A 24,524-nucleotide genomic window follows, 5' to 3' on the forward strand; every position below is an offset into this window, starting at 1 on the left:
GTCTCTGGGCTTAATTTTAACCGGCCGTGATTTACAATCCGGGGACTACGGCAAGTCTCGCTGCGCTTGATGCAACTCCGAGAGCGTCCTTGAGATTGTTCATCGCAATTTTCGACTTCGAGGCGAAGACGACAATCTTGTCGCCACCATAAATGCGTGGATTGCGGTTCTTGCCGGCGCGAATCTGTTCCACATCGTAATTTGCGACCAATGTGTTTGGGCCGATATTGCGGTAGACAAACACTTTTTTTGCATCGCCTACGGCATTGAACCCTCCGGCAAGGGCCACTGCGTCGATAAGAGACGAATTGCTCGACACCGGAAAAATACCGGCCCTGGTGACTTCGCCGTCGACGGTAACGCGCTGTCCGATCGATTCCTTGATATAGACCGACACATCGGGCGACTGTAGATAGTTGGCGCCGTAAGCCGTTTCGATTTCCTGCTCAAGCTGACGGACGGTCTTCCCTGCCGCGGTGACGGTCCCGATAAGTGGAAGCGAAATTTGCCCGCCGGCGTCGACTTGGACGGTTCTGTTCAGATTGTCGACCTGGAACACATTCACCTCGAGCACATCGTTCGGCGACAAAGGCTGCTCGTTGCCGTTCTGGGTGTTCTGCGGCGCAGGCAGTTCCTTTACGACCTGCAGGGCGCCACCGCCCGAGAGCGACGCCGACGATGCCGTCAGTTGCAGCGCATCGACGGCAGCCGGCGAAGACGATGTCGACGACGTGCTCGTGCAGGCAGACATAGAGAGCGAAGCGAGCAGGACACATATCGTGCCCATATAGCTTTTTGCGAAATGAAAAACGCCCATTACGCTGTCCCACCCTTCAACAAGCGACCCAATCCTGCGAAGCGACCGGCGTTGCCGGGGCCTGGCTTTTTCGAGCCTGCCTTTCCGACCGGCTCGAGAGTCCGATTCGCTAAGATTTCGCCTGGACGTTTCAACACCATGTTGCGGGCCTCGTCTTCCCCACATCGCTTCGCTGCCGCGGCGACGGCCTGCGCAAGCCCAGGACGCCGGCGGGTGGCGCCATGGGTGTCCGATGCGATAATATCTACCCTGCCTTCGTCAATCAGCTTTTCCGAATAGTAAAGCGCCGTACGTCCGAAAGCACCAACAATCGAGTCTGCCGTAAGCTGAACAAGGCAGCCGATTGCATTCAACCTCTCGACAACGTCGTAATTCGTCTTGATCCAGGTCAGCCGCTCAGGATGGGTAAGGATCGGAATGAACCCGTCGTTAATGAGGCGCAGAGCCAGATCTTCCAGCCTTGGCGGCAGAACGTGATGCGGCGGTTCGAATAGAAAATAACGCGACCTGTTCAAGGTCGGCACACTACCCAGCGCCAATTGCTCCGGAAGATCCGGCGTTATATGCACGTCGGCGCCCACATAAAGCGCAAGCGGTATTGCCGCACTATGTAGCGCCTGCTCCAACGCTTGAACCGCTCGGGCAATATTTGCCGATCCGTTTTCGTACATGCCTGGCACGATATGCGGCGTACACGCCATATGCGTCGTTCCATCGGCCACCGCCAGCCGCGCCATTGCCAACGATTCAGCAAGACTGGGCGAGCCATCGTCAAGACCGGGCAAGATGTGGGAATGCAGGTCGATCATTGGCGTTTGTGGCCGCATTGAAGCAACGTGGCGACTTCTCCCAGAAAACAGGCAAGTGCACCACCCGCGCGATAGCGAATGACGCATTTGCCAAGCCCACGCAATGCGGTAGATGCCAGATTCAAGCTATTCGCGGACAGCGCTATCGTCATCTTGCAAGCTAATGATCAGCGTTGCCGCGCCACCTGTCACAGCGCCACCTGGTCGAGTCGGACGAGACGAATCGCCCAAGACGAAGCGCATTCAGCTTCGACTCAAGTGATAGAGTGGAATGATTAATGAATTCCATCAATAGTCCGACTCCAGCGCGCCAAGGCCAAGGCACAGAGGCGCCGGCAATACAATACCGGCAGAGGCAGTAACATGCCTCTGCCGGTATTATCTTAACTGCGCTTAACGGCTGACAGCGCCGCCGTCGCCGTCATCCTGCGTTGCAGCAAGGACACCAGCGCCAAGACCCATGCCCCCAAAAATAAAGAGCGGGGTGTTGGACCGGGCCCCGCCCGGGGCAATCTGCCCCGTATGCTCAGGGCTCACACCAACGGCAGCCGACTGCTCGGAGCCCACGACCTTCAGGCAGATATTGTTCTCGACACGGGAAATGTCGAGGCTTGAATTTGCCGGCACATCCAGGTTGCAGCCACCGACATTGACGGAAGCCGATCCCCTGGCTCCGACCACTATGCGGCTGCCAAAATCCAGAGCACTTCCCGCTTTGGCCGGGCCATAGCCGGCGGCTTGCGAAACCATGACGTCGCCATTGGCGCGCCCGATGGAACCAATCGAATTCGCCGCTCCCTGGTAAGGGGTCGTACAAGTGCATGGCGTTTCCTGAGCGAAAGACGAAACCGGGCCGAAGCCGATCGAGGCGACAAATCCGGCCAACGCACTTTTAACTATAAGGTTCATTCGTTTCGATCCTTTTTGTCCCGCCGCACCTCGGCCCCGCCCAGACACCAAGGTATTGACCAAGCTCGTAACAGCTTTTTGCTTTGATTCCAACCTGCTTCGCACTTGCGAGATGACTTTTTGGCTTCCGCTGTGCTTCATTGGACACACTCACCTGGCAGCTTTGAACTTAGCATTTTCGCTGCCGGCCCCCTCTGGAAATTGTCGGAAAGTCAGGTCTATTTCATGGCCTTTGATGGCCGCCATCGCGCCGTGCTTCGTACAGGGATTATGGTCGACTCTGTTTGGGGTTATCGCACATCCTGCCTTTCGTTTCATGACAGTCGCGATTCGTGGAATGACGGCCGCGAGGGCGGTTAGCGAAGCCGCGAGCTACGAACCCGATAAGCAAGATTTGTAGGTCGAACCCGCCTGCGCGGGCTGTCCGCACAAGATGCCATTCTCGGCAAGTTTCGCGGCCAAATCCGTGCCATCGGACGTGAGGCATTGCACAACGATGGCATCACCAAATTTTGAGGCGACATTGCCGTCGCATGGTGTCCCCATGCCGACCGGCTTGCAGGTCAGGGCGACCCCTTGATAGTCCCGGCGCGCCGCCTCCGTTACCATCGCACGCATGGATCGCGGCTTGGTAAACGACACGCCGCACAACACAATCTTGCGGCTGGCGATGCGAAGATCATCGACTGCCTGGATGGAAAGCTTGCCGTCAAACGGCTCAAGTGCCGCTTGCGGCTTTGGCGGACGAACAGCCGTCCCTTTTTCCACGATGATGCCAAAGAAGCCAATCGCAAACGCCAAGGCAACAAGTGCCAGCACGCCTATTTTCTTGAATGACAATATCCTGCTCCCGCCGTGGCCAACGCACGCGCATTTCGCCAACGGAAACGCCCGCGCAACCACCTCCTATCCCGTCAACTGCTCTATCGAGATTTGCCGGCGGTGCTGTCGAGATATTGGGTCAGCGCACAGACCAGATGGTAGAAGATACTTGCCGGCACATCGGTCGCCAGCGAGCGGCCGCGTTCGTCGATCCGGTCTATCCACAGGCCGAGCGGTGCCGGATTGATGTGCCAACGGAACAGGCGGCCGACGCGTGCTTCGATCTCGGGCTTGAGATCGGGGCCGCCTGAACCGTCCAGTGCAATCGCCGCCTTGATTGCTTCGGCCTGCGGCCAACTCCGCGAGACAAGATCGAGCGGCAGCCCCTGTCGCGAGACAGCGCCATAAGCGAGGCCGGTGGCGCGATTGAGCCCGTTGGCGATGGCCGAGGCATAGAGCTTTCTGGCAAAGCCGGTCAGGTCACTCTGGCCGCTGCGCCCGGTGAAGTCGACCAGCAGCGAGGCCCATTCGAAATGGTGGCCGGGTTCCGTCCAGGCACCTTTCTCGCCCTCCGCCGGCCTCCACTCGGCATCGAAATATTCGCCCAGCGTCCAGCTTTCCGGATCGAAGAAATGGCTGCGAAACAGATCGACGATGCGCGCGGCGCGGCGAAGATAGGCGAGCTCGCCGGTCGCTTGATGCCAGGCCAGAAAAGCCTCGAGCAGATGCATGTGCGGGTTGGAGCGCCGTTCGCCCGTGCCGCTCGACGTTTCGAGAAAGCCGGTCATGCGGTGATCCTCGAGATGCGCGTCGAGAAACGAAAATGTTTCTTCGGCAAGCCGCAATGCATCAGGATTGCCGACCATATGGGCATGCGCCAGCGCCAGGAGCACGCAGGCATGATCGTAGGCATCCTCGGTGGGGTCGGCGACCGTGCCGTCGACATTAAGCGTGCGCACCCAGCCGCCATTGTCGGTGCGGCCGTTTCTGGCCATGAATTCGAGGCCGTGGCTGATCAACCGGTCGGCGGGCCCGTCCCAGCCGCGCGCCTTGGCGACGGCGAAGGCGTAGACTTGCCTGGCCATGGTGCGCATGCGCTTGGGCTTCATCAGCGGTGTGGCGTCAAAACCGAGCGCCTCGTGAAAACCGCCATGGCGCTCATCGACCCCGACCGTGGACCACAGCGGCACCGTCTCTTCGAACAGCCAGTGGTGCACACGGCGCCGCCAGGCGCCGCTTTCGATGACGCGGTCGCCGGCGGGTGTGAACCTGGTTTCCAGCCGGCCGCTCTTTTCGAGCTGCTCGACGATCTTCTTGACGTTCTGGCTGCGGCTGACCGGGGCGACGAAGGTGGCATCGGCGGTCGAGACGATGGCAACGTCCCTCAAGCCGATGGCCGAGAGCAAGCGACTGTCGCTGCGGATGTAGGAGTTCTCGCAATCGATGGCGACGACATCGCCGACGATGACGTTGCCGTCATTGTCGGACGGACCGACATCGAGCAGTGATTGCCAGGAACCGAGATCGTTCCAGCGGAAGCCGGCCGGCACCATGGCGATGTCGCTGGCGCGCTCCATGATCGCATAGTCGATCGACGTCGAGGGAATGGCGGCGTAGAGCTCGAGAGGCATATAGAGACCGGAAAGATCTGAGGTCGCCGCCCGGTAGGCAGTTTCGGTGGCCTTCCATATCTCGGGCTCGAAAGCCGCGAAGGCGTCGCGCATGGCGCTGGCGCGAAACAGGAAGATGCCGGTGTTCCAGTAGAAATTGCCGGCCGCCAGATAGCTCTGCGCGGTCACGAGGTCCGGTTTTTCGACGAAACGCGAGACATCATGGATGCCATCCTTCTCGCCGGCGACCTCGATATAGCCGTAACCGGTCTCCGGCTGGCTCGGCTTGATGCCGAACACCACCAGCCGGCCCGCACGCGCCGCGCCGCTGCCGTTTTCCACACTCTGCCAGAATTGCCGTGCGGTCGTGATCTCATGATCGGATGGCACCACCAGCACCAGGCTGTCGCCAAATTCGGACAAGGTGCGCAGCGTCGCCAGGGCAACGGCGGCGGCGGTGTTGCGGCCGGTCGGCTCGAACAACGGGCCACCGCCGGAAAGGTCGAGGCCGGCGAGATCGGCGTGAACGCGGTCGGCGTGCCGCTCCGAGGCGATCAGGAAGACCGGCGTTTCGCCCTTCGGCCGCGCCGTCAACCGACGCAGCGTCTTGGCCAGCATCGAACCGTCGCCGGAAAAATCATGGAACTGCTTGGGATTGTCCTCGCGCGACAGCGGCCACAGCCGCGAGCCAACGCCGCCGCTCATGACAAAACTGACGATCCGCTCGGTCATGGGGTGATACCTCTGACATTTTCAAACAAGGCAAGGAGCGCTGCCGCGTAGTCTCGGCGGCGCATCTGTTGCCGACCTTGTAGCACGGCGACACTGTCGCGGGCCAAGCGTGGGCGCTGCGCGGCTTCGAGCAGGCGCTGCGCCAGCGCTTCCGCACTATCGGGTGCGAAGAAGAGCGATTCCGGCGCCTGCTCGCGATGCAGTGCAATGTCGGACAGCAGCATCGGCGTGCCCAGCGACTTCGCTTCCTCGACCGTGGTTGACCACCCCTCGAAGTGGGAAGGGTTCAGGAGATAGTCCGCGGCACCGATCAGGGCGACGACATCGTCATAGCGAATCAATCCGAGGTGTCGAAAATGGCTTCCGAGCCGGTGCGTTTCCGCAAGCTCCATCAGGCGCTTGAACAATGTCGGGTCGCGCGGATCGGTGGTGCACCCCGTGAGGATTATCGGCGGCAAGGAGCCCAGCGCCCCGATTTGGTCTATATGCTTCAACGCCTCTATGACCAGCCTATGGTTCTTGTGGATCCAGAACTGGTTGGGGAGAAAGAAGAAACGCGCGGGCAGACCGTGTGCCTGGCGCGCCTCATCGGCACGCGCCAGGATGGCACCGGGATCGAGATCGATAGCGAACCGCATGACAGCGGTCTTGTTTCGCGAGGCCGGATAGAATGTTTTGCAGTCCCCCAGCGCGTCCCCGCTCGAGAGCATTATGGTGCGATTCCCGGACATCTGAAGACGATAGCCGAGATCCCTGCGCCACCAGGCGCTACGGGGAAAGAGGTGCGGCAGGCGACGGTCCTGGAAATCCGGAATCCATGAAACGACCGGCACTGGAAACCGGTTGCCGAACCACTGGGCGACTTCAAACACAACATCGATGCTTTCCGCGGCGACAAGACCCGCGAAGGCACGGTCACTTCCGCCAGCAAGTGCGATCAGCCCTCGCCTGCCGAGCCCGGCGCCCGTGACCCGGTTATCAACAATAGCAGGCGCAGCCAGCATATGATCGAAGGACGCGCCAATGCTTGAATGCTGCTCAGGGGTAAGAAACAGTTTCGCCTGCACCTTACCATGCAACTCGGAGGCGACGATGCTCAGCATGTTGCGCAGATAGGACTCGCCGCCTGACCAGGTTCCGCGGCCGATGAGAGTGAAGCCGACGGTAATCAAGGCGCGGAGCGTCGCAGATGGCCGACCGGTTCGGCGAGAATTTCAGCGCGATACCAATCGACATAGCCGGCAATGCCCCTGCTGAGCGGCACCTGCAACTGAAGCCCCTCCGGGACGCCGGAGGGATCCGAGATCAGATTGACAGGGTCGCCCCGCCGGGATTCTCCAGAAAACGAGAGGCGATGGTTCCCTCCCCAGGCATCCAAAACCATGCTGGAAATTGTGCTGACGGACGCAGGAGCGCCCGCACCGCCATTATAGACGGCGAAGCGCGGTTCGCCTTCAGGCAAAATGCGATGGATCAACCGCACGATATCCGAGACATGATGCCAATCCCTCATTTCCGCACCTGTGCCGCCAAGCACAATATCGGTTTCGCCTGCCGCGAGCCTTCCGCAGAGATCCCAGAGCAGTTGCTTGCGCAAGCCTTCGCCATAGACCGAAAAGAGGCGGGCCACTGAGACTGGCTGGCCGTATGCGGCACAATATGACCGGCCAAGCTCCTCAACCATGCGTTTGTGATAGCCATAGGGAGAATAGGGATCGAGCGCCGCGTCGACCCTGATCGAACCGGCATGCCCGCCGCCATAGACCGCAGCGGAGGATGCCAGAACGACAGGTACATCGGATGCGTGGCGGCGTAGGAAATCCAGGACGCGAGCCGCAGAGACAACGCTTGTTCAAAGTCCTTCAGGGGGTCGGCAATCGACTGGCCGACCGTTGCGCCGCCCGCCAAATGATACACGGCTGACGGGCGACCATGCGCTGCCAGAGCCGCATCCATTGTTTCCACGGCTATTCCACCGGAAACAAATACGCCGCCGGTCGCCGACGCAAAACCCGGTGCTTCTTTTCGACCGAAGCCGATGACATGGCATCCCTTTTGAGCAAGAAAACGAGCGAGGTGCAAGCCGATGAAACCGCCGGCTCCAGTCACCCACACAGGCTTGGCCTCGTTTGGTTGTATCAAGAAATCAGTCCTTCCCCCGCTTGTGGCAAAGGCCCGTGTTTGTGGCAAAGGAAAGAGACCAGGCGCCCAGGCCGGCGGTCAAGCAGGGCGGCGACCCTGGCGACGACACCAAAGGGCACAGTCGAAAGAGCCAGGCGAACAACCGGGGAAAACGCACCAAAGATTTTGGCGAGCCTCTCGCGAATCTCGGATGGTATCATTGGGTCATAATTCACGACGGACTGGAACGAGATCAGTTCGCGATCGATCGTCAGCCCGGCCCCCTCTATCGCAGCGCGGTAGCCCGCCAGCGTAAAGGCGTTCTCTCCACCGTAGAGATGATGAAGTGGGTGGGCGCGCAGGAAAGGCTCGAGTTGCTGCGGCCCGGAGACCACGTGGTCACGCAACGCCAGCACCGTCGCGCCTTCGCGAGAGAGACGCGCCATTTCGCGGCAGAAAGCCGGAAGATCATGGGCATGATGAAGCACCTGCCGCGCGACGACCAAATCATAGCCTGCGGCGGACAACGGGATCGCCTCCCCAAACGCTTCGACCACATCGATGGGCGTGCCTGTGCTTCTGGCGAGCGCCCGGATCGCAGCGGCGCCGACGAGCGCGCTCGGATCAGGCTCAACAGCGGTTACAGACCACCCTTCGCGCGCCAGGGCATAGGAGAGAATGCCGTTGCCGGCGCCAAGATCGAGAGCACGGCCCACCTTGCGCGGGATCATGTCACGAACCGCGTCGAACTCCGCGCTTTCGTGATAGCGCCGCGCGGCCACGACTGGATCGTCGAAATAAGCGGCGCGGGCGAGTTCCTTCATCGAAGGCTCGCTCATGCACCAGCGGACGGCATCTTCCCAACTCATGGCCGCTTCAGGCATCGAGAGAAACCATATGCTCGATCATCCGCGCCGGATTTTCGGCGACAGCCGGAATTTCGGCGACAATTGCGTAAGGCGGCACGTCCTTTGTCACAACGATCTCGGTCACAACGATCTCGAACTCCTCGTCAGATTTGTCAGATGCGGCCACAGCAGCCGCCGCCAAGGCTCAGCTTGACGAATGCGACAGCGCTCGGTCATAGGCTTGCATGCTTCGACCGTCCACCACAAAGGCGGATAATTCCAGCGTCGATCATGGTTCAGTCAGGAGGTTGTTCGAGACGTCCAGCTAAGCTACCGTTTTAAAATTCGTCAAGTTCAGGTCACGAGAGGTCGAACCGCGCGAACTTCGTCCGCGCAAAACGCCCACCTGAGAGTAGCGCCCCGGCTCTGGTTCTTCTATAGACGGGGCACTGCCTCGGGGACCTGAATATTCAGCATGCACACCAGAGTTGGAAGCGCGGATTCACACCTCATTGGCTATCGGGCGGACGTCGACGGCCTGCGCGCAATTGCTGTCACTTCGGTGATAGCATTCCACCTGTCGAGATCATGGTTGCCGGGAGGATATCTGGGCGTCGATATCTTTTTCGTGCTCTCGGGATATCTGATCACCCTGATATTATGGCGTGAGGCGCTCAAGGGGCAGTTCTCGATCTTACGGTTCTATGAACGGCGGATCCGCAGGATAATGCCGGCTCTTCTCCTCCTGCTGTTTTTCACCACCATGGCCGCGATCATCTTGCTGCTGCCTGCCGACTTGATCGGATATGGAAAGAGCATGCTCGCCACGCTCGGCTTCGTGGCAAATATCTATTTCTGGAGAGATACGAACTATTTTTCGAGAGCCGCTGAGGACAAACCGCTCCTGCATGTCTGGTCATTGGGTGTCGAAGAACAGTTCTACATCATTTTTCCGCTGCTCATTGCGGTATTTGCCCGCTTTTGGCCCCGCGCGACTTTCCCCGCAATCGCACTGCTCACTCTTGTGTCTCTGGCAGCCAACTGCTTGGCGCTCAGGATAGGTGGCGCATCGCCGGCATTTTTCCTGCTGCCTACCCGGGCGTGGGAGCTTGGAGCTGGTGCTATGGTTGCTCTTCTGCCGCCCAGCCTGACGCCGCGAGGAACCGTCGCCAGCCTTCTCGGGGCAATCGGTGCGATTGCAGTCCTCATTGGCATCATCACCCCCCTTCAGACGTATGGCTCCGTACCTGCCGCGCTACCCGTGGTCATCGGCACGATGTTTTTGATCGCCGCTGGTCAGGTTCAGCAACCGTCCATCAACCGAATAATAGCGGCCAGCCCGCTCGCCTTTGTCGGATTGATCTCCTATTCGCTTTATCTCTGGCATTGGCCCTTCATCGTCCTGTCGCAATATTATCTCGTCCGCGACCTCAACATCGGCGAGATGACGATTGCCGTGGCCGGCATGGCTATCTGCGCCATTGTCTCATGGCGATACGTTGAGCGCCCTTTTCGTAGCCGAGCCATGGCGGCACGAACCGTGTGTCTCGCTGCTGGCGCCGGCGCCGGTGCCCTCGTGGTGATTGCGTCGGTGCTGATCTGGTCGAATGGGCTGCCCGGCCGGATGAGCGGTGAAGCCGCGGCCATCAATGCGGCTGTCGGAACCAACTATCGTTGCCCGGTCCCAAATTTTCTGCGGGTGGGCCAGTCGCGCGCCTGTGTGCTGAACCTTCCCACTCGCAACCCTTCTGACGCAAAGGTTGTTCTGTTGGGGAATTCGCATGCGCAAATGTATGCGCCTGTCTGGGAGTCCATATTTGTCGAGGAAGGGTTGCCCGGCCTCCTGGTTCCGGCCAACGGCTGCCTGCCGACTGTGTCCGTCAATATCTCGCGTGAATGTATCGATGTGGCCGCCGCCAATCTCAGTGAGCTTGGCAAACTTTCAAACGTGAGGACCGTTATTCTTGGCTTGAACTGGGCAAATGCAGAGAACGGACTGGTCGATGCGGACGGAAAGACGGTCGACACTAGGAATGACGCAGAACTCGTTCGCGGGCTGGACGATCTGATCGGTCGCCTGCAGGGGTTTGGCAAGAAAGTCGTTCTGATCGGCCCGATAGCTTACCCCGGATGGGATCTTCCTTCCGAATTGAGCCGTGATCTCGCCTTCGGCCGGCCACTTGGAAAACCGACCTATCTGCCGGCAGATGCGTTCCAGCGGCAGCATGAGGAGACCATCCAACATTTCGGAGCGCGCCGCGATATCGGCTTCGCCCGTCCGGACACGGTGTTGTGCGATGCAAGTCGATGCAATTATGTTCTGGATGGACGATCCGTGTTTGCGGACGCCAGCCATATTGCGCAAGCAGAATTGTTCCGCTTTCGCTCCATCTTCTCTGAAGCGTTGGCCATGCAACGCTCGAAAAGCGAGTAAGCGAAATGCTCGTATCCATTCAAAAGCGGTTGGTGGAAATCGTGCTCCTATGGGCGCTGGTAGGCTATCCTTTACTGGGAATGTATACCACCGTTGCCGGCTTAAATAATCATATAGTCTCCATTGCTGCAAGAATGATTATCGCCATAATGTCGCTATTTTTGATACTTGCTGCAGTCTCGGATAAAAAATTCAAAATTAACAAAATGTTGCTTGCGTTCTTCATATTATATTTTGCCAGGCTTGTATACGATTACGCATATCAATACAACGAATATGCGCTAGTGGCTATTCAATTTTACCTATCGTCCGTCGTCATCCCAGCTTTTGCTCTTGGATCATACTCTGAGTACATACTCTCTATTCAAAAAAGAATCGTTCTCATGATCTCTTTTTCCGGCGTATTGTTCCTTCCGGCATTCTTCTATGCGTATAGCAATGGACTCTTGAACGCCCAAGGCACGGACGCCTCTAACGTCAGGTATGCTTCTGAATTCGTCAATGCGGTTTTGCTCGGGCATTTTACCTGCACTGTCGCAATCGCAGCATTTTTCTTCGTAATCGAATATAAGCCACGCCTTATCGAATACGTGGTGCACTTGGCGATCATCGTCGGTTCGATAGCCGCCTTGTTCCTGTCGGGATCCCGCGCCGCCTTCGTTGGAGTGATAGTCGCTTCGGCTGTCTATGCAGTTTCCCGCCCATCCCGCCTTTGGATTTTGGTACCATTCTTGCTTGGCGGCTTGATGTACCTGCCGCAGGACAACTACCTGGTTCGGCGCATGAGTGACCTTGTCATCGCGCAATGGGACACCGCAGCTTTGGAGCGCTTTAATGTGCAAAGCACGGCGATTTCCGACTTCCTCGACAGCCCTATCATCGGCAAGCACTTTATCGACATGAACTGGGGGCCGGGCCTGTACCCTCACAACATCATCATTGAAATACTCATGGCGCTGGGCCTGGTGGGGGCCATTCCGCTTTTCATCGTGATAGGCATGTCGATGTACAGGGCGATGAAATTTAGGGCCCACCTCACCTTCTATACGATTATGTACATCGTTTCTTTCGCATTCTTGCAGACTTCAGGTGCGATATGGGCGGCAGACAGCCTGTTTGTGCTGACCTCGATTCTGTTGACCGCCAGCAAGAGCTTCGAGCCCCGCCCGCTGACAGCGCTTCCGCGCTCGAACAGAACCGTTCAACGCTCGTTTCACGCCCGCGTGTGACGGGCTCTAGGGAATCTTGCCCAACTCGCGAAGGAACCTCAATGTGGCCTGCCACCACTCCGCCTTTTCGTCCCATTCCTCGGGCGAATAACCTGCCTCTCCAGTTATCGTGCCCCAGATCACGATCCCGTCGGCGAATGTTCTGCAAGTGTCCAGTTGGGCATACCAGTAATCCCCAGGCAGAAAGGCAAAAGTCTTGTGAAACTGCGGCCAGAGGAAGCAATAGACCGGCTTTCCCTGCGAGATTCTTCGCGCTTCCTCGATGTTGGCTCGCGCGAAGACCACCCAGGCATCCTTGTCGCCATAGGCCGTGTAAAGAGAAGGAAAAAGCACATCGACATGGGGGATGAGAGCGGACGCGATCTGATCGTTGCGTGATTTCCAGTCCCTGAATGCATCGTTGCCTTCGGAGCCATTTGCTCGCCAGTAGTCTGCGATCGGCAGAACGCTGTAGAGCCCGAGCTTGAGGCTCGGATCAGCCTGTTTTATGGCGCTGAGCGTCGCTCTGTATTTGGCAATGGATGACGCACGATCCACGGCGGTGCCACTCATCGGCCAGTGCTCGATGTCGATCGCCATGAATTTGTTGGTCCGCGGCAGCGCCAAGGCTTTCTGCACCTGGTCGGCCCGGGGAACATCGAATCCCAGCACATGAGGGGTGGCGAGCGTGAGATGGTCGAACCCGAACAAACGGAAATCGGGGGGCTCGCCGGTGAAAAGCAAACTCTCGAACAGCTTGAATGGAGCGTGCGTCTGCGCCGTCGCGGGCCAAGAACTGGCAAGAATGCATATTACACAGACTATTATCTTTTGAAACATGACGGTTGATATCCGGTATCGCGCATTCGTGGACTTTGCGCAGCCGACTCTCGCATATTCCAGACTTGTCGGTAACGGGCCGGGCGGAACTCGATGCCGAGCGCGGGAAGCGATACAGGGCGAATTTCAAAGAGCAATCAGACGACGCCGTACCACGAGGATCAGATCGCGGCCCTTGTCAATAACCGCCCTCTCGTCGCGTACCGTGATGGCAAGTACGACTCGCGCCAATCCGGCGCGTAGGTCGTTATACGTCGGCGCTATGGGTGAACGCAAAAAGCGCAATGTCGCCACCAGACGTAAAAACACGATCGAATCATCCGCTATACCAGTTCGACAAACCGCTCAAATTGTTGTTTCTTACTGTATTCTTCACGAATCGCGCGGTGCCCGGTCCAACCGATTCTGTCCCAGCTTCCCTCGTCCAGTTGCCGCTCGATTTTTTCCACTGCGTCCTGCGGCTGTTCATAGACGACCATGGTTTCCCCGTCGCGCATCGACGCGGGATAGTTGCCAGAGTCAGAAACCAGCAGGGCTCCGGCGCTAATCGTTTCGAAGCAACGCATGTTGCCACGGTCCGGGCCGGCCATGTCGATCGAGGCATTGACCACGATCTTGGCTCTTCCAAGCTGTTCATACATGGCACGCCCGAACACAGGGGGCGCGCTGACGTTGCGGATCGCACGTGGGCGGCGTACCGCTTTCAGAGGACCGAACCAGCCAAGCGGCGTCTCGGCGAGTGGCGTGTAGCGTGACAGGTCCAAATGGAAAACAACACGGTGGCGGCTGGAAAGACCTGCGACAGCTTCCAAGATCTGCCGCCGACGTTGGTGATGACGGCTGTAGCCACCGAAGAAAAGGACATCGATGTCCCTGTTCCGATTTGCAGCGACGGCATCGAGTTCCGGATCGTGAGCGGGAAAGAAGTGGGCCGTCCTGGCGCCCTGCCCCTCCCAAAGCCTTCGCATCGACGGAAAATTGCAAAGCACAAGATCATAGCCGGAAAAGTCAATCTTGCCTGGCGCGGCGCGCCACGCAATCTTTCGTCTCACGTGCCCAGGTAAGCGGCTCACAAAAGCGGCGTCGTAGCGAAATGGGTCGAGATTGTAGAAGACATCCGTCTTGTGATGCTCGATCTGGGCAAGAAGGATATCGGCCAGCGGCGTGTCTGGACCAAGCCCGTTTTCGCGTGCCCACGCCCGCTGCAGCGATTCGTCATCGCCGTTCGTAAAGAACGCCTCCGGACGACGGCCGAGTACCGGCAAAAGAATATGTGCTGCGCCGTAACGATCATTCAAGAACACGTCCTTTTGCTGTTCGAACCCGACGATCTCCGCGACGAGACCGGCAAGTCGGGGTCGATAGCTTGAGGCGATCCCGGAGTTTTGAAAGATTTGCATGGCGCCGTTCTTGTTGCTCTGGTGTTAGCTAGCGTGCGGGTTTTGTCGCGCTGATGACAAAGCCGGAACAGAAGATGCGCCAGTTCAGGGCCGCGCAAAGATTCTCGAACAGAGCGACGGAAATGTAGGCCGGCAGGAAGAAAGCAAAATAATCGCTGGCACGGTAAAACGGCTTGGCGTCGACCTGGATGAAACCTTGGCTGCGAAGTACCTTCGCCATGTCCGAGGGGGAGCAGTGATCAAAGAAGGCCGGGTATCCCGTAACACCGACTGCAGCCGGTCTAAGATACGGAATAAGCCATTTTTGCATAACGGGTCCGACGAGCCGCAACGCTACCGAATAGGGGTGCCACTTCGACGGGATATAGTGGTGCATCACGCCATCCGGCCTTAACACCAAAAACATCGAACGCGCCGCCGCCCTGTTGTCCGGCACGTGCTCCATCAATGTGATCGAAATGAGCATGTCTGCTTGAATGTCGACGGGCTGCTCGATGGACTGGACAACAAACCGATCGTAGATCCGATAGCAGTCTGGCTTTTCCTCGATGTCGAGGCCGATATAAGTGAAGCCATTACCCCGCTCCAGAAGCGGCCGGTCGATCCCGCCGACCTCAAGGATCGCCGATGGCGTCAGGCGCGCAATGTCGTCTGCGATACGTCGTTCGAGTTCCGCTTTGTAGGACGGCGCGCCGAAAATCCCGGGAAAGCGGCGTTCGAGCCAGGCGGCGGCGCTCCTGTTCCAACCAATAAACGACCTGAGAATCACCGCACCCCTTGTCCTGCAAACCGGTAGAGACCGGAACATCGAAAATAGATCAAGATCATAGTGCTGCTACGGCTTGCACTGGCAACCTCTAGGTTAGTTCGCCCTGTTTTTCTCGCCGCATGAACTGGTACTTCACGTGATTTACGAAGGCGTCAGGAAGGGACGCATCATCGCGGAAACTCGTCTCGCGGGTTGGATCGTCATTTACCACGACGATCGCCTGGTTTGGGTAGGTGATCCGCGGAACCTGCCCAAAAAAGGCAGCCCACAGATTGAAGTTCGAGCCTGCTCCGATGATCGCATTCGCCTGAGCCATTTCCAGCATGTGCGTGACCGATTCCGCGTCATTGGCCCGGCGCACATCCGGCAGACGGAGCAGTGGAACAAGGTCGGCATCATCTCCATCGGAAAACACACGGGCCGGCATGTTCGTACCCAGTCCCTTACGAAGGGCGACAAGGCTGTCGCAATACCATTCGATCGGAAGCCGCTGGTTGTGCGTCTTCGCCTCCACCTGGCTCACGTCGAAACGGGAGAAGTCGCCAAGGCGGACATGGACAGCCAGGAAAGGCGTGGCAGGCGCTTGTGGCAGGTACTTTTTGCGGGTGATCCGGCGAAACGCGTCATACAGCACCGGACCGTGACCGCGGACTTCATGGAAATGTCTTTCGAAGTTTGATGCCACGGTGTTCTTGAAAACAACGACCGTATTCCCACCGTCATATGGAGCGGATGCAGCCGCTTCTGCCGGAACCTTTCGCGCAGTTGCAAGCAGTGCAGTTCGCCACGGTTCGCCGACATAGCCCTTATTGTTGAAGAGCCTGAAATACTCGCGCTTGTCCCGTTCGCGGCGCAAGTAGGGACCGATACGTGGGCGGAACCAACGCGGCCCGAGCATCTGCGCATCGTTGTTTCGACACCATATCTCACAGCGTGCCCAAGCAAGCATGCTGTGACCAAGACCAAAGCGGCCGATATCGGGATAACCGTAAAGATGGGTCATGAGCGCCTGCCCTATCGAAAACGCCGAAAGTCAGTCAATGTTCGGCAGGTAGATCGCATCAGCCCAGGCCAGCCGGCCAAACTGGTTATGGTGCTGATTGTAAATCGCGTGGAGCCGGTAGTTGAATTGCTCAAGGTAGGCTGTCACCTCGTGAAAGAGACAGGACCCTTCGTTCATTCTCATAAAATTTACCTCTGTATAAATTACACCGATGCCTTTATTTTTGAGAATATTGTCCGCCCCCCTCAAAACATCTAGCTCCCCACCCTGCGCGTCCATTTTAAGGAGGTCCACCTTTGTTATTCCTCGATCGTCACAATAACTATTCAATGTAATCAGGTTAACGTCAATCACATCGACTTCAGATGTGTACTTGTCAAAGGTCGATCCAGTACTGCGCGGCCTGAACAGGGAACTGGCGTCGGAAAGCGCCGCGACATGAAACGAAGAGGTCCCTACATTCGAAGAAACAGCCATATTGACGGGAATAATTCGCGGCTCGCTTTCGGCGATGTTGCGCAGCTTGGCAAAATTTTCCGGCAGAGGCTCGAACGCGTGAACAACCGCCTTCGAGCACCTCTCCGCATATGTGCGAGTATCCCGCCCGTCGGCAGCTCCCACTTCGAAGATCGTAGCGACAGGATCACCAACGAGACGCAGTTGCTCCTCGAACGAGTCATCGATCCGAACACCACGATCGAGCTTTCTCAAATGGTAGCCGAACATACCGAAGATTCGCTGCACGGCGAACGCCAAGCTCACCCTCATGAAATGCTCCCTTCGCTTTCCCTTGCCTGCAGGTTGACTATCTTCGTTGCATGGTCAGCCAATGCAAGTTGGAGAGCATAGGTGACACCAGTCGCCAATCCGTACCAGACCATAACGGTGGCTGGATTATCGACACCTACCCAACCGAGCCAACCGAAGACGCACAAAGTGAAAAGGAACCGGCCTATTTCCCAGGTAAACTGAAGCGACTGGCGATCGATAATGATAAGAGTCATCGTCAACGCCGTGGCGACAAATCGCACATACGCGATTGGAAACGCGATGGCACAGAGCCTGCCTGCCATGGTCCAATCGGCGCCAAAGAGGAGGGGAACGACGCTTGGCGAAAGTACCATTCCAAGCATTGTCGGCAACAGACCGATGGCAAGCAGCTGCAAGAGCGAACGCCGAAATGCCGCGTTCAACTCATTTTTTTCCGTGCGATAAAGTTTCGAAAACTCACCGGTGAAGACCTGTGAAACAGCAACCGCGACGATGCCAACAGGCATTAAGACAAACCGTTCGATCAGGGCGTACTGTCCTGCGACTTCCAGGTCGAACAGTGCAAGAAAGGCGAATGGCGCGACCGCAGCGCTAAGAGCTGACAGGAGGGTCCCCGGGAAAGTGAAGAACCCAAATTTCTGAAAGCGAATTGCCGTAAATCTCATCTCGGAAAACGAAATAGGAGAGATCAGCGTTCGCCAGAGCTTTCCACTCTCAAAGAAGACGTTGATGCTCCCAACGAGCCGGCCGAAGACGTCAGCGAGAACGAGACCAACCCCGATCAAAGGGAGAAAGGCACACCCAAGGGCGCCAATTGAGAATCCTACCGATTGCAAAATCTTGGACCGTGCACTGAGACCGTAGTTGCGTTCGCGGATCGGCAAGTAGCTAAGCATCTGGTAGATGCCCGCGACAAACATCGCGACGGGTAGAAGAAAAATAATTCCTTGTAGTGATGACAGGTCACCCGGCATCCACAAGCTGATGGCACCGGCAACAGGGAAGGCTATCATGCTAGTCACGATACAAAGCCGAAATGTCAGTTTTAATAGATTTTCAAAAATCCTTCCTGGTCGTGCACTCAGGATTGCGACCTCGTAGCGAAATGCGACAAACATGACCGCCACGTTCAGTATCGAGACATAAATCTGATACCGGCCGAACGCTTCAGCATCATAGAGCCGCGTCAGGGCAGGAAGAACAGCAACTGCAATGGCTTGCGCAATCACCGACCCCGACAGAACGGTCAGGATGCTGCGAAACATTCCAAATCGCCAGATATGAAAATAAGGGCAATTTTCGCCTGCAATCTGTGACGCACGCGGTGTTCGTTCATTTTGCCGTTCTTTTCCGAACCGCAATGAACTGATCGTTGAGAACGCCATGGACCCATTCGGGCGCAGGCAAAACGTCTTCCAATTTCTCCATCACCTCGGCCTTCCGCGGCCATCCCGGCTCGACGCCAAACAGGCGAAAGTCATCTACGATGACCGCGCAGAAGTGGTCCAGGTTCGCTTGGATAAGATCAAGCTCCTTCAACACCGGTTCCGGTTCGTCACCTTGACCGGTGATACCTCCGCTGAAATGGCCGTCCAGAAAGATAAGCGCCTTGCTCACCCGCGCAGCTATTTCGGGCAGCAGCTTGGAACCGTCACCGAGCAGCAATTCCACATTTTTCCGCCCTGCGCACCGCTTGCTGGCCTGATGATACAGTGCTTCGTCAATTTCGACTGAGATCACCTTCTCAAACAGGTGAGACATTCGTTTTGTCGTGACACCCTTATAGGAACCAATTTCCACTGCCGTCGTGGCGCCAGTCATGTCCCTGCAGGTTTTCATATTGTGCAACTTCGTTAGCGAATGCGGGACAAATTGTCGGTTTCGCAGCTTCGCAACGAGATCGAGGACATAACCTCCGATCGGTTCTAAAATGCTCTTGGGGTCGTTCATCAGATAGGTTTCTTTATGTTTGGATTATCGCCTTGCTTCAACAAGAACTGACCTATTTTCCGCGCCGGCTTCGCGACCAGCGCGTAGTCGAGGGCCCCGGACCCAAGCCAACGGCGTCGAGACCGTAGCGCTTCCAGGTTGTGCCCGATGTGCGAACGCAAGCTCCTTGTGCTGGCCCCGCCAACCATCATGTCCACCAACACGTGGCTGGTTGCAGCGGTCTCGAATCCGTGGAGTTCAACAGCTCTCAACATCCAATCGTAATCCGATGCCACTTTGAGGCTGAGATCGAATGCACCGACCGCGTCCGCAACCTTCCGCTTGACGTAGAATGTTGGATGGGCCGGCATCCATCCGGTCCGAAAGCCCTTGGCGGGTCGGGCCGCAGCACGCCAACGGCGTACGACCCGCTTGCCCAGATGGTCTTCGACAAAATCCAGGTCACCATGCACGATGTCGGCTGTCTCGAGCCCTGCCGATATCCGTCCCAGCACTGTGCGATCGTGAAAGCAATCGTCTGAATTCAGCACGCCTACCGCGTCTCCGGTAAAGAGACGCAGCCCCTTGTTGAGTGCGTCATACATTCCGCTGTCGGGTTCGCTGATCAGCCGGATCTGGTCCGTTGGATGAGACCGGACAATTGACAACGTCTCGTCCGACGATCCGCCATCGACAATCACCAGCTCTTTGTCCTGATGATCCTGGGCAAAAAAGCTATCGATCGTATGCCTGATTGTCGCCGCAGAGTTCCAACAGACGGTCAAGACCGAGATTTTCATGTAGACTCGGCTTACTGTGCCGCAACGCGGATTCGATCCTCGTCCAGGCGCCGGTGCTCGGATTCCCGTCTTACCGTTTCGAGGTCGGACTGAACCATTTCCTGGACCATCACATCGAGCGAGGTTGTTGCCTTCCACCCGAGAACGCGCTCCGCTTTCGAAGGGTCGCCGATCAGCAGCTCAACTTCGGTCGGCCTGAAATAGCGCGGGTCGAGCTCGATCAGGACAGCGCCTGATTTTGCATCGACGCCTTTTTCGTCGATACCGGACCCAACCCAATCGACCTCGATCCCGACCTCGCTGAATGCAAGCTCGACAAAGTGGCGGACCGAATGCTTTACGCCGGTTGCAAGGACGTAGTCGTCCGGCACTTCATGCTGAAGGATTCTCCACATGCCTTCGACGTAATCGCGGGCGTGGCCCCAATCCCGTTCAGCCGACAGATTGCCGAGGTAGAGCTTGTCCTGAAGGCCAAGGCTGATCGCGGCAGCAGCGCGAGTGATCTTGCGGGTGACGAACGTCTCGCCGCGCATCGGGCTTTCGTGATTGAACAGGATGCCGTTGGAAGCATGGATATCGTAGGCTTCGCGGTAATTCACGGTGATCCAGTAGGCATAAATCTTTGCCGCCGCATAGGGCGACCGAGGATAGAAAGGCGTCGTCTCCCGTTGCGGGATCTCCTGCACCTTGCCGTAGAGCTCGGAAGTCGACGCCTGATAAAAACGCGTCTTTTTTGTCAGGCCAAGCAGCCGGATGGCTTCGAGGAGACGCAATGTGCCGATCGCGTCGGCATTCGCGGTATATTCCGCGGTTTCGAAGCTCACCTGGACGTGCGATTGCGCGGCGAGATTGTAGATCTCGTCTGGCTGCACTTCCTGGACGATGCGGATGAGGTTGGTGGCGTCAGTCATGTCGCCATAATGCAGCGACAGCCTTACGTCCTTCTCATGCGGATCCTGATAGAGATTGTCGATGCGACCGGTGTTGAACGACGAGGAACGCCGTTTGACGCCATGGACGTCATAGCCCTTTGCCAAGAGAAGTTCCGCCAGATAGGCGCCATCCTGGCCGGTGATGCCGGTAATGAGGGCGGTTTTTCTGGTCATTGTGCTTCTCCGAGGTCGATACGACGATATTTCTCAACGCTAGTCAGCGTGGCTTTAATGCCCATTTCAAAAGCTGGTGGCTATCCCAACGTTGTGAGATTCGAGCGCGGCGGCTTGGCTACACCGGCTACCGATCTTTGCCGTATTGTCAACGCGCGCCAAATCCTGTCAGCATGGTTCGGATCGTACGAAACACAATCAGCACGTCGAGCCAAGGCGAAAAATTCTTGATGTAGTAGAAGTCGTAGTGGAGTTTTTCCAGAACGTCGCCCACGGCGGCAACGTGGCCCTGGTTGACTTGAGCCCATCCGGTAATGCCAGGCCGAACGATGTGGCGGTACCGATAGAATGGCAGCTCCGCCTCGTACCACTTGGAGAGTACGAGTGCTTCCGGGCGCGGTCCGATCCAGCTCATCTCGCCGCGCAGGATGTTGAAGGCCTGCGGCAATTCATCGATCCTGGATTTTCTCAAGAACTGCCCAAGGCGCGTAATGCGCGCATCGCCGGCCTTTGTGATGGCCTCTTCCTTTTCATCGCCAACGGGGGCGCCGAGTTTCATCGTCCGAAATTTGTAAACTTCGTAGATCTTTCCTCTGTACCCCATTCTTTTTTGCTTGAATAAGGCCGGACCAGCTGAGTCAAATTTTATCGCTGCCGCTACGAACAAGAGCAATGGCGAAAAACCCACCAGAATAACTAGTGCCGCAATCCAGTCAGCCGCCTGTTTGATCTTTAAATATGCCTGGTTAGGGTTCAGAGATCCCAAGGTATTTTCGGAAAGGTGTTGTATTTCCACTCGGCCTGTAAGCGATTCGCTGATTTGTTTGACATGGTAGACCGGCGTTCCCGAGAGCGCGCGATCGGCAATATACCGCTCCCATTCATCCGAAAGATCGGCTCGAAGATCGGCCACCACACCGCTGGCATGTTTGACAATCGTCTCGGGCGACGGAATCCGGTGCCAACTAACGCCTGGTATGCTTTGCAGCCTATCGACATCTCCACCGGGGATTACTGCCAGCCGGTATGGGTCGAGCCGTCGCGTGGCCAAGCTCAGACCAAAATACCACAATGTCGACTGAAAGAGACTCGCCGCGGCCTGGAAGCGGCTATAGTCGAACCTGAAAAAGAAGATGGCCATGAATACGAGGCCATAAGTCAGGGCGAAGGTGGGCAGGATGTAACCAGCTGCCGCCACACCCGGAAAATTGCCGATGCGCTTGTAAAGCAGGTAACCCGACGTGTGAGCCATGAAGGCAGCAAGAATCGTAGCTTGCATGTTCGTCGACCAGATTACTTGTTGATCGAACGACATGCGGACCATGGCGGGGACCAGGATCGCGAACGTCAATCCGCCAAGCAGCTGAAAGCGCATCCGAAGCAGAAGATGCCTCTGCCTGGGCAGGTTGATAGTGGAGGTGTTCAAATTGCCACTCGCAAACCGGGTCCCACGAGAACCTTACGTTCACTTAACAAGATGTCGCTCTCGGCCAACGCTCGAATAGGCTATGCCTTCCTTCACGACATCCTCACCTCGGTAAACGTTTCGAAGGTCAACCATCACTGGCATCGCCATGAGTGCACGGAGCCGCTTGAGATCCAATGACCGAAAGGCATTCCACTCGGTGACGATCACTATCGCATGGGAGCCGTTGGCTACCGCGTAGGCGCTGTCCCCGAATTCAATGCCTTCGATCAACTTGCGCGCCTGCTCCATGCCGACCGGATCATATGCCTTGATCGAAGCGCCCGCGTCCTTCAGCGCCTGAATAATGGCTAATGAGGGGGCGTCGCGCATATCGTCGGTGTTTGGCTTGAACGTAAGGCCGAGGACACCAATGGTCTTGCCGCGAACCGAGCCCCCGCAGGCATCGACCACTTTGAGCGCCATCGCCCGTTTACGCTGGTCGTTTATCGAGACCGTCGTTTCAATAAGCCGGATGGGACTTGCCGCGTCCTGCGCTGTCTTGACCAGCGCCAGCGTATCTTTCGGGAAACAGGAGCCGCCGTAGCCCGGCCCCGCGTGAAGAAACTTTGCGCCGATGCGATTGTCCATGCCGATGCCCCGCGCGACGTCCTGCACATCGGCTCCCAACCGCTCGCAGAGATCGGCAATTTCGTTGATGAAGGTGATCTTCATCGCCAGAAATGCATTCCCTGCATATTTGGTAAGCTCCGCCGTACGTCGGCTCGTATAGAAAATCGGCGCGGCATTCAGCGAGAGCGGACGGTAGACCTCGCCCATCACTGCCTTGGCCCTTGTGGCGTCGGTCCCGACAATGATGCGATCAGGTCGCTTGAAATCGTCGATCGCCGATCCCTCGCGAAGAAATTCCGGATTGGAGACCACCGCAAAATCGGCCGTTGGATTCTGCTCGCGGATAATTCGCTCGACCTCGTCACCAGTACCAACAGGCACCGTCGATTTCGTCACAACGACCGTAAATCCCTTCAGCGCCCGGCCTACTTCGGCCGCCGCGTCATAAACATAGGACAGATCGGCAAAACCGTCGCCATGTCGCGACGGCGTGCCCACGGCAATGAAGACGACATCCGATTGAGAAACCGCGTCCGCCAGATTGTCGTCGAAACGCAAGCGACCTTGCAAAGTGTTGGTCGTGACGAGCTCTTCGAGCCCTGGCTCATAGATTGGTATCTTGCCGCCTTTGAGCATGGCAAGCTTTTCTGGATCGCGATCAATGCAGCAGACCTGATGGCCAAAGTCGGCGAAACAGGCGCCCGAGACAAGCCCAACATAGCCGGCACCAATCATTGTTATTCGCATGCCACATACTCCCAATCGGCGCGGATGAGGCGATCTCGCAGAGGCGCAAGTCTTACCAACCGACGGCTACCGCACTCCAGGGTGAATCCCGAGAGCGGATACCACAACAATTTACATCACGGCGCCGCCTTGATGGGCGCGGCTACGCGATCGCGACGAGTTCCCTTGAATCCATGTCAACAGGGATCTCGCCATTCATGATGGCAACCAGAACCCGAGCCCTTCCGGCCGGATCGAGCCGGTCAAGGCGGCCGATCATCTCGGCGAAAGGACCCGAGAGAATCCGAACCGAGGCGCCTGCAGTAAGGCCTCCGCTGAAATCAAGCAGGCCGTCCTTGCCGGTCAGGGCAATGAACCGCTCCACCAGCCCCGAGGGGACCGGCAATGGCCGCTCGCCCTGCATGATGAGGGAGCGCACACCGAACGTTCCGTTGACCGAGCGCCACCGCTGCAGCGCGACATCGAGGGCGATGAACATGTAACCTGGAAAATAGGCCGCCGGTCGCGTCTCGATGCGCCGAGCATGACGTGTGGTCTTCTCGCAGCGAGGCGTAAACGGGTGAAACCCCTGTATCCGGAGATGCCGTTCGGCGACGTCTTCTTTTCCCGGAAATACGCTGGCGGCATACCAGCGTGCTGCGGTGCCGGTTGCGGGCCGTTGCAACGATAAAGTCCCCTTCCCTGTTGTTTTTTCCGGGCTGGTCACGCGACTCGCTCTCGGCGGTTTTCGGCATGGTTGACGGCAAGGGTTACGACAGCGCGAAGATACCAGCAAGCAACCATCTCGCGAGAATCAAGCTTGGTCGAAAAA

General features: G+C 57.4%; 22 protein-coding genes and 2 pseudogenes. 2 read left to right on the forward strand and 22 right to left on the reverse strand.

Annotated features, from left to right (window positions below; translation table 11 throughout):
• Positions 1 to 31 precede the first annotated feature (31 nt).
• From AC0L16_RS01110 to AC0L16_RS01155, 10 genes and pseudogenes are all read right to left on the reverse strand, one after another.
• Complete coding sequence (locus tag AC0L16_RS01110) at positions 32 to 817, reverse strand: polysaccharide biosynthesis/export family protein (RefSeq protein WP_473618515.1); 786 nt, start codon at positions 815 to 817, stop codon at positions 32 to 34.
• Positions 817 to 1,626, reverse strand: a complete 810-nt coding sequence (locus AC0L16_RS01115; RefSeq protein ID WP_473618516.1) for a tyrosine-protein phosphatase — start codon at positions 1,624 to 1,626, stop codon at positions 817 to 819. The genes AC0L16_RS01110 and AC0L16_RS01115 overlap by 1 nt, the downstream gene beginning before the upstream one ends.
• A 393-nt stretch (positions 1,627 to 2,019) precedes the next feature.
• Positions 2,020 to 2,676, reverse strand: coding sequence for a hypothetical protein (locus AC0L16_RS01120; RefSeq protein ID WP_473618517.1), 657 nt, complete (start codon positions 2,674 to 2,676; stop codon positions 2,020 to 2,022).
• A 231-nt stretch (positions 2,677 to 2,907) separates the two neighbouring features.
• A complete protein-coding gene (locus tag AC0L16_RS01125; RefSeq protein WP_473618518.1) occupies positions 2,908 to 3,375 on the reverse strand; it encodes a hypothetical protein in 468 nt (155 codons plus the stop codon).
• Between the two features lie 83 nt (positions 3,376 to 3,458).
• Positions 3,459 to 5,699, reverse strand: coding sequence for an AGE family epimerase/isomerase (locus tag AC0L16_RS01130; RefSeq protein ID WP_473618519.1), 2,241 nt, complete (start codon positions 5,697 to 5,699; stop codon positions 3,459 to 3,461).
• Positions 5,696 to 6,871, reverse strand: a complete 1,176-nt coding sequence (locus AC0L16_RS01135) for a glycosyltransferase (protein ID WP_473618520.1) — start codon at positions 6,869 to 6,871, stop codon at positions 5,696 to 5,698. The genes AC0L16_RS01130 and AC0L16_RS01135 overlap by 4 nt, the downstream gene beginning before the upstream one ends.
• Positions 6,868 to 7,536: pseudogene (locus AC0L16_RS01140) on the reverse strand (NAD-dependent epimerase/dehydratase family protein); the annotation flags it as partial. The pseudogene AC0L16_RS01140 and the gene AC0L16_RS01135, both read right to left, overlap by 4 nt.
• Positions 7,524 to 7,814: pseudogene (locus AC0L16_RS01145) on the reverse strand (NAD-dependent epimerase/dehydratase family protein); the annotation flags it as partial. The pseudogenes AC0L16_RS01145 and AC0L16_RS01140, both read right to left, overlap by 13 nt.
• 23 nt (positions 7,815 to 7,837) lie before the next feature.
• Complete coding sequence (locus tag AC0L16_RS01150; RefSeq protein ID WP_473618521.1) at positions 7,838 to 8,704, reverse strand: class I SAM-dependent methyltransferase; 867 nt, start codon at positions 8,702 to 8,704, stop codon at positions 7,838 to 7,840.
• Positions 8,697 to 8,855, reverse strand: coding sequence for a hypothetical protein (locus AC0L16_RS01155; RefSeq protein WP_473618522.1), 159 nt, complete (start codon positions 8,853 to 8,855; stop codon positions 8,697 to 8,699). The genes AC0L16_RS01150 and AC0L16_RS01155 overlap by 8 nt, the downstream gene beginning before the upstream one ends.
• Positions 8,856 to 9,143: 288 nt before the next feature.
• On the opposite strand from AC0L16_RS01155, the gene AC0L16_RS01160 reads away from it, so the two are divergent.
• Positions 9,144 to 11,102: an acyltransferase family protein gene (locus AC0L16_RS01160; RefSeq protein ID WP_473618523.1), complete on the forward strand. Its 1,959-nt coding sequence runs from the start codon at positions 9,144 to 9,146 to the stop codon at positions 11,100 to 11,102.
• A gap of 5 nt (positions 11,103 to 11,107) precedes the next feature.
• Positions 11,108 to 12,331: an O-antigen ligase family protein gene (locus AC0L16_RS01165; RefSeq protein WP_473618524.1), complete on the forward strand. Its 1,224-nt coding sequence runs from the start codon at positions 11,108 to 11,110 to the stop codon at positions 12,329 to 12,331.
• A 6-nt stretch (positions 12,332 to 12,337) separates the two neighbouring features.
• Here AC0L16_RS01165 and AC0L16_RS01170 read toward each other — a convergent pair whose 3' ends face one another.
• The 12 genes from AC0L16_RS01170 to nusG form a co-directional block, all read right to left on the reverse strand.
• A complete protein-coding gene (locus tag AC0L16_RS01170) occupies positions 12,338 to 13,054 on the reverse strand; it encodes a hypothetical protein (protein ID WP_473618525.1) in 717 nt (238 codons plus the stop codon).
• 419 nt (positions 13,055 to 13,473) lie between these two features.
• Complete coding sequence (locus AC0L16_RS01175) at positions 13,474 to 14,550, reverse strand: glycosyltransferase family protein (protein ID WP_473618526.1); 1,077 nt, start codon at positions 14,548 to 14,550, stop codon at positions 13,474 to 13,476.
• Between the two features lie 28 nt (positions 14,551 to 14,578).
• Positions 14,579 to 15,319, reverse strand: coding sequence for a methyltransferase domain-containing protein (locus AC0L16_RS01180; protein ID WP_473618527.1), 741 nt, complete (start codon positions 15,317 to 15,319; stop codon positions 14,579 to 14,581).
• A gap of 88 nt (positions 15,320 to 15,407) precedes the next feature.
• On the reverse strand, positions 15,408 to 16,322 hold the full coding sequence (locus tag AC0L16_RS01185) for a hypothetical protein (protein WP_473618528.1): 915 nt from the start codon (positions 16,320 to 16,322) through the stop codon (positions 15,408 to 15,410).
• 30 nt (positions 16,323 to 16,352) lie between these two features.
• Positions 16,353 to 17,078 carry an FkbM family methyltransferase gene (locus AC0L16_RS01190; protein WP_473618529.1) on the reverse strand — a complete coding sequence of 242 codons (726 nt, stop codon included), beginning with the start codon at positions 17,076 to 17,078 and terminating at the stop codon, positions 16,353 to 16,355.
• Between the two features lie 8 nt (positions 17,079 to 17,086).
• Positions 17,087 to 18,478, reverse strand: coding sequence for a lipopolysaccharide biosynthesis protein (locus AC0L16_RS01195; protein ID WP_473618530.1), 1,392 nt, complete (start codon positions 18,476 to 18,478; stop codon positions 17,087 to 17,089).
• The gene (locus AC0L16_RS01200) at positions 18,426 to 19,043 is read right to left on the reverse strand and encodes a class I SAM-dependent methyltransferase (protein ID WP_473618531.1); all 618 of its coding nucleotides are present in this window, start codon (positions 19,041 to 19,043) and stop codon (positions 18,426 to 18,428) included. The genes AC0L16_RS01195 and AC0L16_RS01200 overlap by 53 nt, the downstream gene beginning before the upstream one ends.
• Positions 19,043 to 19,822 carry a glycosyltransferase family 2 protein gene (locus tag AC0L16_RS01205; RefSeq protein ID WP_473618532.1) on the reverse strand — a complete coding sequence of 260 codons (780 nt, stop codon included), beginning with the start codon at positions 19,820 to 19,822 and terminating at the stop codon, positions 19,043 to 19,045. Before AC0L16_RS01205 ends, AC0L16_RS01200 begins: the two co-directional genes overlap by 1 nt.
• Positions 19,823 to 19,833: 11 nt before the next feature.
• Entirely contained in the window at positions 19,834 to 20,928 is a 1,095-nt protein-coding gene (gene gmd / locus AC0L16_RS01210) for a GDP-mannose 4,6-dehydratase (protein WP_473618533.1), read from the reverse strand.
• A gap of 148 nt (positions 20,929 to 21,076) precedes the next feature.
• Positions 21,077 to 22,354 carry a sugar transferase gene (locus AC0L16_RS01215; protein ID WP_473618534.1) on the reverse strand — a complete coding sequence of 426 codons (1,278 nt, stop codon included), beginning with the start codon at positions 22,352 to 22,354 and terminating at the stop codon, positions 21,077 to 21,079.
• Between the two features lie 39 nt (positions 22,355 to 22,393).
• Positions 22,394 to 23,713 (reverse strand): UDP-glucose dehydrogenase family protein, encoded by a 1,320-nt coding sequence (locus tag AC0L16_RS01220; RefSeq protein ID WP_473618535.1) that lies wholly within the window; start codon positions 23,711 to 23,713, stop codon positions 22,394 to 22,396.
• Between the two features lie 142 nt (positions 23,714 to 23,855).
• Positions 23,856 to 24,419: a transcription termination/antitermination protein NusG gene (gene nusG / locus AC0L16_RS01225; protein WP_473618536.1), complete on the reverse strand. Its 564-nt coding sequence runs from the start codon at positions 24,417 to 24,419 to the stop codon at positions 23,856 to 23,858.
• Positions 24,420 to 24,524 lie beyond the last annotated feature (105 nt).

The sequence above is a fragment of the Mesorhizobium sp. WSM4848 genome (assembly GCF_055811375.1).